Below are 13413 nucleotides of genomic sequence, written 5' to 3'. Positions count from 1 at the left end.
GATCAGCCATTCCTTGTCCGTTAGTTCATACCGCCGCCGCGCCATACGCCCTCCATTCTCAAAGAGCGCCTGAATCATGCGAAGGCGGAGAGCTCAACTCAAATTATGAGTTCACGCCCTAGCAATCCCGGTCGATCGCCCGCCCGGCCAGCGCACCCACGCCCGCGCCGATGATGGCGCCCGTGGTGCCGTCGCCGCGGCGACCGTAGCGGCCGCTGCCCTTGCCGACTTCATTGCCGAGCAGGCCACCGGCTATCGCGCCGATGATGGTGCCGCCCGTGCCATTGTCCCGGCAGCGATAGCCACCGCGATAGCCGCGATAGCCCCGGTAATAGCCGTCGCCGCGATAATAGCCGCCGCCCCGGTAATAACCATCGCCGCGATAGCCGCGATATCCACGGTCGCCGCGATAATAGTCGCCACGGTCGTAATGGCGGCCCCAGCCGTCGCGGGCCATGGCCGGCGTTGCGGTGACAGCCAGAGAGGCAGCGCCCATTGCCAGCGCCGCCCCCAGATTGATCAGAAACTTCGTCTTCATGGCGTTGCTCCTCATTTGCCATCGATCACGGCAGGTCTTCCACGGAGGACTCACCATCGATTGAGACCCTTTTGCCCGATTCGCATTGAGCCAAGCCTGAATGGCGATGTCAGCCGCCGTTCAGCATTGGAGCAACCGGCGGGAACGCTTATCGCGCTTTTCGGCGGTCGATGCCAGCGCCGCGAAAAACCCTGCACAGGGGCCGATTATCCCCTATGGCAAGGGCGATGCGCCGAATCCTGATCGTCCTGCTGCTCGCGATCCTGCTGCTTCCCGCGCCGCACAAGAACAAGCCCGAACCCTTCGGCCCCGGCCCATTGCTGGTGCGGGCGCGCGCCTTGTCCCTGAACGCGGCCGATCCCGCCCAGCGCGACCTTGGAACGCTGCACTATCTGGGCGGATGGCAACTCAGCAGCACCCATCATGGCTTTGGCGGCATATCCTCGCTGCTGGCGGAACCCGACGGCCAGATTCTGGCGCTCAGCGATTCCGGCACGCTGATGGGTTTCCACATCGGCCCGGGCAGGGCGGAACGGCGTCCCTTCATCGCCCCGCTTCCCATCCGCCCGCAGGATCGGGAGCGCCCCTGGTGGGCCTGGGATTCGGAGGCGATGGCTCATGATCCGGCGACGGGGCGCTATTGGGTGGGCTTCGAACTGCAACAGATGATCTGCCGCTATTCCCCCGGCTTCGCCCGCGTCGAAGCCTGCCGCACCTGGCCGGAGATCGAGGCCTGGCCGGAGACGGGATCGGTCGAATCCCTGGCGCGGCTGCCCGGCGGCCGCTTCCTCGTCCTGGCGGAAATGGGGATGACCGCCGACGGCAGCCACGACACGCTGCTGTTCGCGGGCGACCCGGCCGAAGCCGCTACGGCGGCGCCCATGCACCTGCGCTATGTGCCGCCGCGCGGTTATCGCCCGACCGATGCGGTCGCGCTGGACGACAGGCATGTGCTGGTCCTCAACCGGCGGCTGACCTTGCAGGAACTGTTCACGGCGACCCTGGCGATCATCGAACTGCCGGAAGAGCCGCGCCCCGGCGACCGGCTGAAGGCGCGCGTCCTCGCCCGGCTGGCGCCGCCCCTGTTGGCCGACAATTTCGAAGGATTGGCCCTGAGCCGGGAAGGTGGCCGCCGGATCGTCTGGATCGCGTCGGACGACAATCACGAATTTTTCCAACGCACCCTGCTGCTGAAATTCGCCCTGGATTGGCAGGGATAGGGCGGCATGAAGGAACAGCGGGCGGGGACCGGCCTCCCGGTCCCCGCAGCCCGTCTCAGCTACGCACATCCTGCTCCGTCACCGGAGCGATCTTGATTTCGACGCGGCGGTTGGACGCCTTACCCTCCGCCGTGGCGTTGGATGCGATCGGCTGGGTTTCCCCGAAACCGCGCGTGGCGATGCGGGCCGACTGGACGCCATGGCTCGTCAGATAATCGCCCACTGCCTGGGCGCGCCGTTCCGACAGGGCCTGGTTATAGGCATCGGTGCCGTCGCTGTCGGCGTGGCCGTACACGTCGATATAGGTCTTGGGATATTGCGCCAGTACGGATGCGACGTCGTTCAGCGTCGGCTGGAACTGGGGCTGCACGGCGGAACTGTCGGTGGCGAAGGTGATGCCCGATGGCATGCGCAGCACCAGATTGTCGCCATCGCGGATCACGTCCACGCCGCTGCCGGCGGTTTCCTCGCGCAATTTCTTTTCCTGCGCGTCCATATAGGCGCCGATGCCCGCGCCCGCGACCGCGCCGATGCCCGCGCCCAGGATCTTTTCGGTGCGGTCATGCCGCCCGCCGACCAGATCGCCCAGCAGATAACCGCCCAGCGCGCCGCCGATGCCGCCGATCGCGGCCTTGGAAATGGTGCGGTTGCCGGTGTTGGGATCGGTGGTGCAGGCCGTGGTCGCCAGCATGGCGGCCAGGCCGGCCGCGCCGATGATGCGATGAAAATTCCGCATGGATATATTTCCCTTTCTCGTGCGCCCGAACGGAGCGGATGCACCCCCAATGGATGAGAGGAGGCCTTTGTTCCACAAGCGAACTGAACTGCAGATGATGCGGCGGTTGTGAAATTGTAAGAATCAGGGTTATAGGTGGCCGCCGACCGCCATGGCCAATATCCCCCCGCACGCTCCGACGCCCTTTCCCTGGGTCGACCTCGTCATCATCCTGGCGCTCGTCGCGCTGAACGGCCTGTTCGCCATGTCGGAACTGGCGATCGTGTCCGCCCGCAAGCCGCGCCTCCAGGCAATGGAAAAGGCCGGGCGGCGCGGCGCGCGCTCCGCCTTGGCGGCGGCGAGCGATCCCGGCAAGTTCCTTTCCACCGTGCAGATCGGCATCACCCTGATCGGCATCGTCGCGGGCGCCTATTCCGGCGCCAGCCTTGGCGGGCCGACGGGGGAACGGCTGGCGATGCTGGGCCTGTCGCCCCATGCCGCGCAGAATGCCGGTTTCGCCCTGGTGATCGGCCTTACCACCTATGCCTCGCTGATCGTCGGGGAACTGGTGCCCAAGCAGTTCGCCCTGCGCGCGCCGGAGCCCATCGCCGTGCTGGTCGCCGGGCCGATGCTGTGGCTGGCGAAGGTCACCGCCCCCATCGTCTGGGTGCTGGACGGATCGAGCGCCCTCATCTTCCGCCTGCTGGGGCTGACCCGCGAATCGGAAAATCAGGTCACGGCCGAGGAACTGCACCTGATCGTGGCCGAGGCGAGCAGGTCCGGCGTGATCGAGGAGAGCGAGCGGGCCATCATTTCCGGCGTGGTGCGGCTGGCCGACCGCCCGGTGCGCGAGGTGATGACCCAGCGCATGGATGTCGACTGGATCGACATCCATGCCGATGAGGAGGCCATTCGCGCCAAGCTGCTCGATACGCCGCACACCCGCCTGCCGGTGGGCCGGGGGACGGTGGAGGACATCATCGGCGTGGTGCAGGCGCGCGACATCATGACCGCGCTGTTCCGGGGCGAGGGGCTGAGCCTGGAAAGGCTGATGCGCAAGGTGGAGGTCGTGCCGGATCAGGTCGACGCCATGGACGCGCTGGAGGTGCTGCGGCGGGCCGAGGTGCCGATGGTCATGGTGCATGACGAATATGGGCATTTCGAGGGGATTGCGACGCCTGCCGACCTGCTCTCCGCCATTGCAGGCCATTTCGTGTCCGACCTGGACAGCGAGGATGAGCCGGACCTGGTCGAGCGGGAGGACGGCAGCCTGCTGGTGTCGGGCCAGATGCCGGTGGACCTGCTCGCGGACCGGATCGGCATCGACCTGCCGGAGGATCGCGACTATGCGACGGTCGCCGGCCATGCGCTGTGGCTGCTCAAGCGCTTGCCGGAAGTGGGCGATTTCATAGACGATCAGGGCTGGCGGTTCGAGATCGTGGATATGGATGGGCGCAAGATCGACAAGCTGCTGATCGCGGAGCGATAGGATGCGGAACGATGCGCTGGACGCGGTCGAGGGATTGACGCGGCGGGCGCTGGAGGAGGCTGGCGGTCGCCTGCTGGTGATCGGCCTGTGCGGGGCGCAGGGCAGCGGCAAGTCGACGCTGGCGGCGGGCTTGCGGCAGAGGTTGCAGAGCGACGGGATTCCGGCCGCGATCCTTTCCATCGACGATCTGTATCGCACGCGGGCGGAGCGGGAGGCCATGGCCCGTTCGATCCATCCGCTGCTGCGCACGCGCGGAGTGCCGGGGACGCATGATGTGGCGCTGGGGCTGCGGGTGATCGATGCGTTGGAGCGGGGAGAGGCGACCTCGCTGCCGCGTTTCGACAAGGCGTCGGACGATCCTTTGCCGGAAAGGCGATGGGAAAAGGCGGCGACTGGCACGCGGTTGCTGCTGCTGGAGGGCTGGTGCGTCGGAGCGCTGCCGCAGGGCGCGGCGGCGCTGGTGGAGCCGGTCAATGCCCTGGAGCGGGAGGAGGATGCGGACGGCGTCTGGCGCGCCTTCGCAAACCGGGCGCTGGCGGGGGATTATCAGGCGCTGTTCGCGCGGCTGGACCGGCTGGTGCTGCTGGCCGCGCCGGACTTCGGGATCGTCCGGCGCTGGCGGACGCAGCAGGAGCATGACCTGCGCAAGGAAGCTGGCGGCGGCATGCCGGATGCCCGGATTGCGCGCTTCGTCCAGCATTATGAGCGGCTGACCCGGCATATTCTGGAGGAGATGCCGGGCCGGGCGGACCTGACGATCAGGCTGGACGAGATGCGGCGGGTGATCGGGATTTGCAACGGCTGACGCCCGGCATTGCTGCGCTCGCCGCCTCTGACTTGATCCGGCCCCCTTGCTTCTCAGTCACCGGATCGCGTCCGGAGTGACCAAAAGGGCATCTCAAACGGAGGAGCGGCAGACGAACGCGCCCGTCAGGCTATGAGACGCTTCACCCAGAATTGCATGGGATGGCGGCTTTCCGCGTCGTCGCCCAGATCCTTCCAGTCGAAATGGCCGATCAGCCCCTCGACCGGGGCATAGCCGCGCGCGCGCCAGAAGGGATCGAGCGGGGCATAGCCGGCGGGGCGGGCAGGGTGATCCGGCGGGCGAATCACCGCGCAGAAGCTGGTCATGGCGAATCCCAGTTCCCGCGCCTTTGCTTCCCGCCGGTCGAAAAAGGCGTGGCCGATGCCGCGCCCGCGCCATTCCGGCAGCAGCACCGATTCGCCAAAATAATAGATTTGGCCGATGTCCATGCCGCATGCCCGGAAAGGAGCGGCGAATTCCGCAGCATGGTCGGCCATGGGAGCGGCGGCGGCGGCGCCGACCAGCCGCTCGCCCGCGAAAGCCCCGGCGATCAGCGCGCCGGGGCTGTTCGCATAGGCGGTGAGATAATCGCGCTCATAGGCGCGGCCCGCTTCGCCCGACCCGTCATAGAGGTAGGGAAAGGCGCGGAAGACCGTGATGCGCAGGTCCGCCAAGGCGTCGAGCGCGGCCAGCAAGGCCGCGCCCGTCAGATCATCGACCCGAATGGGTTCGCTGTCCAGTTCTTACTCGCTGGCGGCGGCGTTGGCTGAGGGCGCCTCTGCCGCGTTGGCGGCGGCATTGCCACCCTCGGCCGCGGCATTGTCGCCGCCGGCTGCCGGAGCCGCATCGGCGGCGGGCAGCGGCAGGTTCGAACCCTGGGTGTTCAGCCAGGCGATCAGGTTCGCGCGGTCGGCCGGGTTGCCGAGACCGGCGAAGGTCATCTTGGTGCCCGGCGCGAATTCACGCGGGGAGGTCAGCCAGTGATCGAGATTCTCGAAGGTCCAGTTGCCGCCCTTGCTCTTGAGCGCGTCGGAGAAGGCGAAGCCGCCCTTGCCCTGGCCGATCGGTTCCCCGACCGTGGCGTAGAGATTCGGGCCGATGCCGTTGGCGCCGCCCTGGTTGACGGTGTGGCAGGCCGCGCACTTGGCGAACACCTTCTCGCCCGCCGCGACGTCCGCGCTGGCGAGCAGGGTGTTGAGGCCGGGGCCGCTGGCCGCGCCGCCTTCGCCTTCCGCTTCGACGCCCTCAATGGCGTAGCCCATTTTCTCGGGCCGTTCCTCATGGAAGAATTTGGAACTGACGATGGCACCGCCCAGTGCGATGATACCCGCGAACAAAGCCCAACCGGCAGCGGTGTTGAAACGATCGCCCATTCGCTCGGATTCCCCTGGATTTCTGTTCTGGCCGCTTGGTTCGCGTCCCCTCTAGCGCGCTGCCATAATGGCGCAAGCGCGAACGTGCAAGCGGCCTTGAACGGGATCGCGCACGCTTTTCATGGCTTTGCGGCCGGAGAGGATGCTTGCGCGGGCGCGATGAAGTGAATAAGCGCGCAGGCGCCCATGGAAAACTATCCCGCCCCCGCCCGCGATCTGGTCGCGGACCTCGCCGCGAAGGCCGCCGTCGATCCCGTTCGCGCCGTCGCCTTCCAGGGCGCGCCGGGCGCCAATTCGCATCTGGCGGCGCTGGATTATGCGCCCGATTGCGTTCCCTTGCCCTGTTTCGCCTTCGAGGATGCGATCGATGCGGTCCGGGAAGGGCGCGCCGCGCGGGCGATCATTCCGATCGAGAACAGCCTGCATGGCCGCGTGGCCGACATGCATTTCCTGCTGCCCGAATCCGGGCTGCATATCGTCGACGAATATTTCCTGCGCATCCGGCACTGCCTGATGGCGGTCGACAGCACCCCCGTCAAAAGCGCGGTCAGCCACCCGCAGGCGCTGGGCCAGTGCCGCCATTATCTGCGGGAACGCGGCATTCAGCCGGTCAGCTATGCCGACACGGCGGGCGCGGCCGCGCTGGTCGCGGAAACCCGCGTGGCGGGGGAAGGGGCCATCGCCCCCTATCTGGCGGCGGAACTCTACGGCCTGCGGCTGGTGGCGGAGAATATCGAGGACAGCGCCGACAATATGACGCGCTTCCTGGTGCTCTCGCGTGAGCCGAAGATGCCGGCGGCGGGGGTGGGCCCGGTGATGACCACCTTCCTGTTCGAGGTGAAGAACATCCCGGCCGCGCTCTACAAGGCGATGGGCGGCTTCGCCACCAATGGCGTCAACATGACGAAGCTGGAAAGCTATCAGCGCGGCGCCAGCTTCGCCGCGACGGAATTCTACTGCGACATAGAGGGGATGCCGGGCGATCCGGCCATCGACCGGGCATTGGCGGAGCTGGAATTCCACACCAAATGGGTGCGGATACTCGGCAGCTACCGGCAGGCGCGGCCGCGCACCTGAGCGCCCGGGCGTGACGGCGGGCTCCAGACCGCTTATGGTCGGGCCGATGTTCACCGCGATCCTTCTGTCGGCCCTTGCCATGAGCGTGATCGTGGGCGTGCGCTATCTGCTGGCGAGCGGCGCCTTCGCGCTGGCGACCCGTTATCGCAGGCCGGGCCTCTATGCCGGGCTGGACCGGCAGGTCCGGTGGGAAATCGCCTGGTCGCTGGCCTCCGCGCTGATCTACGGCGTGCCGGCGGGCATCGCCGCCTGGGGCTGGCAGGCGCATGGCTGGACGCGGGTCTATGCCGACGTCCATGCCTTTCCCCTCTGGTATCTGCCGCTGTCCGTGCTGCTTTACCTTGCGGCCCATGACGCCTGGTTCTACTGGACCCACCGCTGGATGCACCGGCCGCGCCTGTTCCGGATCGCCCATGCCGTGCATCATGCCAGCCGCCCGCCGACGGCCTGGGCCGCGATGAGCTTCCATCCATGGGAGGCGGCGACCGGCGCGGTGGTGATCCCGGCGCTGGTCTTCCTGATTCCGATCCATGTCGGCGCGCTGGGCGTGGTGCTGACGATCATGACGGTGATGGGCGTCAGCAACCATATGGGATGGGAGATGTTTCCGCGCTGGATGGTGCAGGGCCGGGCCGGCCGCTGGCTGATCACCGCCAGCCATCACCAGCGGCATCATGAACAATATGCGTGCAATTACGGCCTGTATTTCCGCATCTGGGACCGGCTGTGCGGGACCGACAGGGGATTGGGCCATTTTTAGGGAAGGACGGGCGTGAAGGGCAGGGCAGCGATGATGGCGGCGGTCCCGCTGGTCATGGGCGCGGCGGTGGCCGACCAGGCGCAGCCGCTCAGCATGGACGTGCAGGGCCTGCGGTCCTCCAGGGGCAATTTCCTGATTTGCGTGACGCGGCAGGCGGATCATTTCCCCGATTGCCGGGGCGATCCGGACGGGCGGCATTTCACCGTCCCCGCGACCGCCGGCATCGTGCCCCTCGGCCGGATGGAGCCGGGAACCTATGCGATCGCCATCATTCATGACGAGAATGGCAATGGCAAGCTGGACACGCTGGCCGGCATTCCGCGCGAGGGGGTGGGCTTTTCGCGCAATCCGGCGATCCGCTTCGGCGCGCCCAGCTTCCGCTCGGCGCAGTTCGCCATGGCGGGGGCGGCGGTGCGGCAGGACATCAGGGTCAAATATTTCCTCTGAATGTCGCGCTGCGGAACGGTAATGCCGTAAAAACATTATCTTGCCCGACAATCTCTTTGAACAGGGTCATCATGCATCATCGCTGTCGCCTTTCCGCGGCGTTCGCCGTCGCGGCCCTTTGCCTTGCGCCATCGGCCTTCGCCCAGCAGGATGATCGCAGCAGCCTGACCATCGGCGTGGGCGTGGCCGCCGTGCCGAGCTATGAAGGGTCCGACGACTATCGCGTGCTGCCCATCCCGCAGCTTCGCGGCAAGGTGAAGGACTTCGCCTTCTGGACGCGCGGTCCGGGCCTGTATGTCGACGCGATCCCCAACAGCGATCCCGACGGCGTCGACTTCGAACTGGGCCCGGTGGTCAACGTCCGCTTCGACCGGTCGAGCCGCAGGAACATCAAGGACGATGCCGTGCGCCTGCTGGGCAAGCGCGACATCGCGGTGGAGGTCGGCGGCTTCGTCGGCATCGGCAAGACCGGGGTGATCACCAGCGCCTATGACAATCTGTCGGCGCGCGTCGCCGTGACCAGGGATGTGGCGGGCGCGCATGGCAGCTATGTCATCACGCCCGCGGTGGAATATATGACGCCGCTGTCGCAGACGGCCTTCGTCGGGCTGGGCGTGTCGGCGGACTATGTCGGCAGGAAATATGGCCGCTATTATTATGACGTCGATCCGGCGGGCGCCGCCGCATCGGGGCTGCCGGCCTATGGCGGGGCAGGCGATGGTTCGGGGTTCAAGAAGGTGAATTTCAGCCTGGCGGGCGGCAAGTCGCTGTCGGGCGACCTGCGCCATGGCTGGGCGATCTTCGCCGCAGCCAGCTATTCGCGGATCCTGGGCGACTATGCCGCCTCGCCCATCGTGTCCGTCGCGGGCTCCCGGAATCAGTGGATCGGCGCGATCGGCGTCGGCTACACCTTTTGATCTCCGGCTGATCCCCGGCCGATCTCCCTTGTTCCTATGGGGTGACGCCCCACATAAGGCGCTGTATGAGGGCGGCTTGGCAACCGCGTTTGCAGCAGGAGATAAGAGAAGTGGCGACCCTTGGACTGAGCGAGGCCGACAAGGCATCGGTGGAGGCTTTCCGCCGCGATGTGGTGGATCCTTCGCGCACCCAGTTGGTGATCGTCGATTTCTGGGCCGAATGGTGCGGCCCCTGCAAGCAGCTCGCGCCGGTGATCGAGAAGGTCTGCGCCGACTATGCGGCCAAGGGCGTCAAGCTGGTCAAGATCAACGTCGATGAGGACAAGTTCATCGCCGCCCAGTTCCGCGTCCAGTCGATCCCCACCGTCTATGCCGTGTTCCAGGGCCAGCCGGTGGCCGACCTCAGCCAGGCGCGGACCGAGGGGCAGTTCAAGCAATATCTCGACCAGTTGCTGGGCCAGTTGCCGATCGAATCGGAGGAGAAGGCGCAGCTGGAGGAGATTGCGCCCCTGATCGCCATGGGCGAGGAATTGATGGCCGGGGGCGAAGCGGAGCGGGCGCTGTCCGTGTTCCGGCAGATCGATCAGATGCTGCCCGACAATGCCGATGTGGCTTCGGGCGCGGCGCGGGCGCTGGTCGCGTTGGGACAGTTCGACGAAGCCGAAGCGGCGTTGGCCGCTCTGCCCGCCGATGTGGCCAAGGACCAGGCGGTGGAACGCGCACGCGCCGCCATTGCGCTGGCGCGCGATGCCCGGCCGGTGGCTGACCTGTCGGGTGTGGAGGCGAAGGTCGCCGCCGATCCGGACGATCATGAGGCGCGCTTCGAACTGGCGAACGGCCTGATGGCCAATGGCGACCGCGATGGAGCGGCGGAGCAGTTGCTGGAACTGGTGCGGCGCGACCGGACGTGGAATGACGGCGCGGCGCGGGCGCAGCTCCTCAAGCTTTTCGAGGCGACGGGGCTGGAAGATCCCTGGGTCGCGGGGCAGCGGCGCAAGCTTTCCCAGATCCTGTTTTCCTGACCGGCGCAGGCGTCATGTCGCGCGTCTCGATCTTTCCCCTGCCGGGCGCGCTGCTGCTGCCGGGCATGGAACTGCCGCTCCATATCTTCGAGCCGCGCTATCAGGCGATGATCCATGACGCCATGGCGCGGGACCGGCGCATCGGCATGATCCAGCCGCGGGAGGAAGGAACCAAGCCCGCGCTGTTCGATGTGGGCTGCCTGGGCCACATCACCCATATCGAGGCGTTGGAGGGCGGCCGGTACAACATCCTGCTGAAGGGGCTTGCGCGCTTTCGTGTGGTGCGGGAACTGGACGTCCCCACCGCCTTTCGCCAGATCGAGGCGGATGTGGAGCCCATTGCGCAAGGGGATGAAATCCTCTCCGCCGTGGAGCGGGCGGCGCTGGAGCAGGAATCGCGGCGCTTTGCCGATGCGCTGGGCTATGTGGTCGACTGGACGGCGGTGTCGCGGCTCGACGACATGGCGCTGGTGAACGGGATCGCGCAGATCGTGCCCTTCGATCCGGCGGCCAAGCAGACCCTGCTGGAGGCGGATACGCTGGGCGAACGGGCCGACCGGATCATCCAGCTGATGCAGATCGTCGGGCGGATCGAACGCGACGGCGGGGCGACGATGCAATGAGCGGCAGGATCGATCCGGCGCTGCTCGCGAAGCTGGTCTGCCCGGTGACGCGCACGCCCCTGCGCTGGGATGCGGAACAGGGCGAATTGCTGTCCGAGGCGGCGGGGCTCGCCTTTCCGGTGCGCGACGGCGTCCCGGTGCTGGTCGTGCGGGAGGCGCGGTCCATAGCAGGGTGACGAACCCCCACCGGACCCTGTCTGTCCGCGACGGCCCTTTACGCGACCCCGTCCGTATCCAGCGCATAGCCCGCTGAACGCACCGTGCGGATGATGTCGTGATAGCGGCCGTCCGCATTGATCGCCTTGCGCAGGCGGCGGATATGCACGTCGACCGTGCGCAGTTCGATGTCGCTGTCCTGCCCCCATACGCTGTCCAGCAGCCGCTCGCGGGAGAAGACCCAGCCCGGATGCTCCAGGAAATGCTTGAGCAGGCGGAATTCCGTGGGGCCGAGCGGGATCACCTGGCCGCCGCGACGGACCTTGTGCCCCACCGTGTCCATCTCCACATCCGCGAAGGTCAGCGTCTCGCCCGCCAGCGCCGGGCGCACGCGCCGCAGCACCGCGCCGACGCGCGCCACCAGTTCGCGGGGCGAGAAGGGCTTGGTCACATAATCGTCCGCGCCCGTTTCCAGCCCGCGCACGCGATCCTCCTCCTCGCCGCGCGCGGTCAGCATGATGATCGGGACGTTGGCCGTGCCGTTCATGCGGCGCAGGCGGCGGCAGACCTCTATGCCCGACAGGCTTTCCACCATCCAGTCGAGCAGCACGATGTCGGGCACATTCTCCTGCGCCAGAAGCAGCGCTTCCTCTCCGTCGACCGTGTGCGCGACCTCGAAATCCTCGCGCTTGAAATGCCAGATGAGCAGTTCGGCCAGCGCCGCGTCATCCTCCACCAACAGCATCTTGGCCCGCGCCATGCTCAGCCCTCCGCCGCCGCGCCGCCGCGTTCGCGGTCGGGCAGGGTCTGGCCGGTGGCAGCATAATAGACCATCTCCGCCACATTGGTGGCATGGTCGCCGATCCGTTCGATATTCTTGGCGATGAACAGCAGATGTGCGCATTCGCTGATCGTCTTGGGATTTTCGACCATGAAGGTGACGAGCGTGCGGAAGACGCTGTTGTAGAAATCGTCGACCACCGTATCGCGCTCCACCACCGCGACGGCCAGGTCGGCATCCCGCGCGGCAAAGGCGTTCAGCGCATCCTGCACCATCTCGCCCGCGACCTGGCCCATGGAGGGAAGAAGCGCGATCGGCTCCTGCGTCCGCTGGTTGGCGGCGATCAGCGGCACGCGCTTGGCGATGTTCTTGGCATAATCGCCGATCCGCTCGACCACGCCGACGATCTTCAGCGCGGCGATCACGTCGCGCAGGTCGTTGGCCATCGGCGCGCGCAGGGCGATGATCTCGATGGCGAGCTTCTCGACCTCCGCCTCGATCGCGTCGATGCGCTTGTCCTCCGCCACGACCTCCGCCGCCAGCACCTTGTCATGGCGTTGCAGCGCGAGCATCGCCTTCTCAATGGCGGATTCAGCGCGACCGCCCATTTCCGCGATCAGACCGCGGAGCTTGTCCATTTCCTGGTCGAACGCCTTGATCGTATGTTCTGCCATGTCTTTCCTCCCCCGGATCAGCCGTAGCGTCCGGTGATGTAATCCTTTGTCCGTTCCTGACGGGGATTGGTGAAGATGTCCGACGTCACGCCATATTCGACCAGCTCGCCCAGATGGAAAAAGGCGGTCCGCTGCGACACGCGGGCGGCCTGCTGCATATTGTGGGTCACGATCACGATGGCGTAGCGGCCACGCAATTCGTGGATCAGCTCCTCGATCTTCGCCGTCGCGATGGGGTCCAGCGCCGAGCAGGGCTCGTCCATCAGGATCACTTCCGGTTCGACGGCGATGGCGCGGCCGATGCACAGGCGCTGCTGCTGCCCGCCGGAAAGCGCGGTGCCGCTGTCATGCAGCCGGTCCTTCACCTCGTCCCACAGGCCGGCGCGGCGCAGCGATTTCTCGACGATCACGTCCAGGTCCGCCTTCGCATGGGCCAGGCCATGGATGCGCGGGCCATAGGCGATATTTTCATAGATCGACTTGGGGAAGGGGTTGGGCTTCTGGAACACCATGCCGACGCGGGCGCGCAGTTGCACCACGTCCATGCTGGGGGCGTAGATATCCTCACCGTCCAGCGTGATCGTGCCTTCCACCCGCGCAGAGGCGACCGTATCGTTCATGCGATTGAGCGTCCGCAGAAAGGTCGACTTGCCGCAGCCCGACGGCCCGATGAAGGCCGTCACATTGTCCATGTCGACATCGATCGACACGCCCTTGATCGCCTGCTTATCGCCATAGAAGACCTTGACGTCGCGGGCCGTCATCTTGGTTTCGACCGCAGGGGTCAGCGTCTGTTGTTCATGCATCATGGCTGTC

17 protein-coding genes are annotated in these 13413 nt (G+C 66.6%); 10 read left to right on the top strand and 7 right to left on the bottom strand.

What is annotated here, in order from left to right; all coding sequences use genetic code 11:
- Positions 1 to 118: 118 nt before the first annotated feature.
- Entirely contained in the window at positions 119 to 538 is a 420-nt protein-coding gene (locus A8G00_RS24525; RefSeq protein ID WP_025548652.1) for a glycine zipper 2TM domain-containing protein, read from the bottom strand.
- A 227-nt stretch (positions 539 to 765) separates the two neighbouring features.
- Here A8G00_RS24525 and A8G00_RS24520 point away from each other — a divergent pair, with 227 nt between their 5' ends.
- On the top strand, positions 766 to 1758 hold the full coding sequence (locus A8G00_RS24520) for an esterase-like activity of phytase family protein (RefSeq protein ID WP_103001941.1): 993 nt from the start codon (positions 766 to 768) through the stop codon (positions 1756 to 1758).
- A gap of 55 nt (positions 1759 to 1813) precedes the next feature.
- On the opposite strand, the gene A8G00_RS24515 is transcribed toward A8G00_RS24520, so the two are convergent.
- Positions 1814 to 2494: an OmpA family protein gene (locus tag A8G00_RS24515; protein ID WP_103001940.1), complete on the bottom strand. Its 681-nt coding sequence runs from the start codon at positions 2492 to 2494 to the stop codon at positions 1814 to 1816.
- Positions 2495 to 2645: 151 nt separating this feature from the next.
- Between A8G00_RS24515 and A8G00_RS24510 the strand changes: the two genes are divergently transcribed.
- Together A8G00_RS24510 and A8G00_RS24505 are read left to right on the top strand one after the other, a co-directional pair.
- A complete protein-coding gene (locus A8G00_RS24510; RefSeq protein WP_025548648.1) occupies positions 2646 to 3962 on the top strand; it encodes a hemolysin family protein in 1317 nt (438 codons plus the stop codon).
- A 1-nt stretch (position 3963) separates the two neighbouring features.
- On the top strand, positions 3964 to 4767 hold the full coding sequence (locus A8G00_RS24505; RefSeq protein WP_103001939.1) for a kinase: 804 nt from the start codon (positions 3964 to 3966) through the stop codon (positions 4765 to 4767).
- A 125-nt stretch (positions 4768 to 4892) separates the two neighbouring features.
- Here A8G00_RS24505 and A8G00_RS24500 read toward each other — a convergent pair whose 3' ends face one another.
- Complete coding sequence (locus tag A8G00_RS24500; RefSeq protein WP_103001938.1) at positions 4893 to 5477, bottom strand: GNAT family N-acetyltransferase; 585 nt, start codon at positions 5475 to 5477, stop codon at positions 4893 to 4895.
- A 33-nt stretch (positions 5478 to 5510) separates the two neighbouring features.
- Complete coding sequence (locus A8G00_RS24495; protein ID WP_103001937.1) at positions 5511 to 6140, bottom strand: cytochrome c family protein; 630 nt, start codon at positions 6138 to 6140, stop codon at positions 5511 to 5513.
- Between the two features lie 186 nt (positions 6141 to 6326).
- Here A8G00_RS24495 and A8G00_RS24490 point away from each other — a divergent pair, with 186 nt between their 5' ends.
- The 7 genes from A8G00_RS24490 to A8G00_RS24460 all read left to right on the top strand — a co-directional run bounded on the left by A8G00_RS24490 (position 6327) and on the right by A8G00_RS24460 (position 11162).
- Complete coding sequence (locus tag A8G00_RS24490; protein WP_025548642.1) at positions 6327 to 7217, top strand: prephenate dehydratase; 891 nt, start codon at positions 6327 to 6329, stop codon at positions 7215 to 7217.
- Positions 7218 to 7263: 46 nt separating this feature from the next.
- On the top strand, positions 7264 to 7977 hold the full coding sequence (locus A8G00_RS24485; protein WP_103001947.1) for a sterol desaturase family protein: 714 nt from the start codon (positions 7264 to 7266) through the stop codon (positions 7975 to 7977).
- 30 nt (positions 7978 to 8007) lie between these two features.
- Positions 8008 to 8424 (top strand): DUF2141 domain-containing protein, encoded by a 417-nt coding sequence (locus A8G00_RS24480; protein ID WP_044660193.1) that lies wholly within the window; start codon positions 8008 to 8010, stop codon positions 8422 to 8424.
- A 56-nt stretch (positions 8425 to 8480) separates the two neighbouring features.
- Positions 8481 to 9341, top strand: coding sequence for a MipA/OmpV family protein (locus A8G00_RS24475; RefSeq protein WP_253258086.1), 861 nt, complete (start codon positions 8481 to 8483; stop codon positions 9339 to 9341).
- A gap of 110 nt (positions 9342 to 9451) precedes the next feature.
- A complete protein-coding gene (locus A8G00_RS24470; protein ID WP_103001935.1) occupies positions 9452 to 10363 on the top strand; it encodes a tetratricopeptide repeat protein in 912 nt (303 codons plus the stop codon).
- Between the two features lie 14 nt (positions 10364 to 10377).
- Positions 10378 to 10986, top strand: coding sequence for an LON peptidase substrate-binding domain-containing protein (locus A8G00_RS24465; RefSeq protein ID WP_103001934.1), 609 nt, complete (start codon positions 10378 to 10380; stop codon positions 10984 to 10986).
- On the top strand, positions 10983 to 11162 hold the full coding sequence (locus A8G00_RS24460; protein ID WP_044660190.1) for a Trm112 family protein: 180 nt from the start codon (positions 10983 to 10985) through the stop codon (positions 11160 to 11162). The genes A8G00_RS24465 and A8G00_RS24460 overlap by 4 nt, the downstream gene beginning before the upstream one ends.
- A gap of 38 nt (positions 11163 to 11200) precedes the next feature.
- Here the strand turns inward: A8G00_RS24460 and phoB are convergent, their stop codons facing one another.
- The 3 genes from phoB to pstB are packed head-to-tail and all read right to left on the bottom strand — an operon-like array spanning position 11201 to position 13403.
- Positions 11201 to 11902 (bottom strand): phosphate regulon transcriptional regulator PhoB, encoded by a 702-nt coding sequence (phoB, locus tag A8G00_RS24455; RefSeq protein WP_044660189.1) that lies wholly within the window; start codon positions 11900 to 11902, stop codon positions 11201 to 11203.
- Positions 11903 to 11904: 2 nt separating this feature from the next.
- Entirely contained in the window at positions 11905 to 12597 is a 693-nt protein-coding gene (phoU, locus tag A8G00_RS24450; RefSeq protein WP_025548630.1) for a phosphate signaling complex protein PhoU, read from the bottom strand.
- Between the two features lie 17 nt (positions 12598 to 12614).
- Complete coding sequence (gene pstB / locus A8G00_RS24445) at positions 12615 to 13403, bottom strand: phosphate ABC transporter ATP-binding protein PstB (protein ID WP_061939805.1); 789 nt, start codon at positions 13401 to 13403, stop codon at positions 12615 to 12617.
- Positions 13404 to 13413 lie beyond the last annotated feature (10 nt).

Source organism: Sphingobium sp. SA916, assembly GCF_002894065.1.
In the GTDB taxonomy this organism is placed as follows: Bacteria; Pseudomonadota; Alphaproteobacteria; order Sphingomonadales; family Sphingomonadaceae; genus Sphingobium; species Sphingobium fuliginis.
Note: the sequence above shows the minus strand (reverse complement) of the source record. Positions and strands in the feature narration are given on the sequence as shown.

Coding starts and splice junctions, on each gene's coding strand:
- phoU (WP_025548630.1), bottom strand. CDS start 12,597: ATGGCAGAACATACGATCAAGGCGTTCGACCAGGAAATGGACAAGCTC.
- phoB (WP_044660189.1), bottom strand. CDS start 11,902: ATGGCGCGGGCCAAGATGCTGTTGGTGGAGGATGACGCGGCGCTGGCC.
- A8G00_RS24495 (WP_103001937.1), bottom strand. CDS start 6,140: ATGGGCGATCGTTTCAACACCGCTGCCGGTTGGGCTTTGTTCGCGGGT.
- A8G00_RS24525 (WP_025548652.1), bottom strand. CDS start 538: ATGAAGACGAAGTTTCTGATCAATCTGGGGGCGGCGCTGGCAATGGGC.
- A8G00_RS24515 (WP_103001940.1), bottom strand. CDS start 2,494: ATGCGGAATTTTCATCGCATCATCGGCGCGGCCGGCCTGGCCGCCATG.
- A8G00_RS24465 (WP_103001934.1), top strand. CDS start 10,378: ATGTCGCGCGTCTCGATCTTTCCCCTGCCGGGCGCGCTGCTGCTGCCG.
- A8G00_RS24490 (WP_025548642.1), top strand. CDS start 6,327: ATGGAAAACTATCCCGCCCCCGCCCGCGATCTGGTCGCGGACCTCGCC.
- A8G00_RS24520 (WP_103001941.1), top strand. CDS start 766: ATGCGCCGAATCCTGATCGTCCTGCTGCTCGCGATCCTGCTGCTTCCC.
- A8G00_RS24480 (WP_044660193.1), top strand. CDS start 8,008: ATGATGGCGGCGGTCCCGCTGGTCATGGGCGCGGCGGTGGCCGACCAG.
- A8G00_RS24485 (WP_103001947.1), top strand. CDS start 7,264: ATGTTCACCGCGATCCTTCTGTCGGCCCTTGCCATGAGCGTGATCGTG.
- A8G00_RS24460 (WP_044660190.1), top strand. CDS start 10,983: ATGAGCGGCAGGATCGATCCGGCGCTGCTCGCGAAGCTGGTCTGCCCG.
- A8G00_RS24510 (WP_025548648.1), top strand. CDS start 2,646: ATGGCCAATATCCCCCCGCACGCTCCGACGCCCTTTCCCTGGGTCGAC.
- A8G00_RS24505 (WP_103001939.1), top strand. CDS start 3,964: ATGCGGAACGATGCGCTGGACGCGGTCGAGGGATTGACGCGGCGGGCG.
- pstB (WP_061939805.1), bottom strand. CDS start 13,403: ATGCATGAACAACAGACGCTGACCCCTGCGGTCGAAACCAAGATGACG.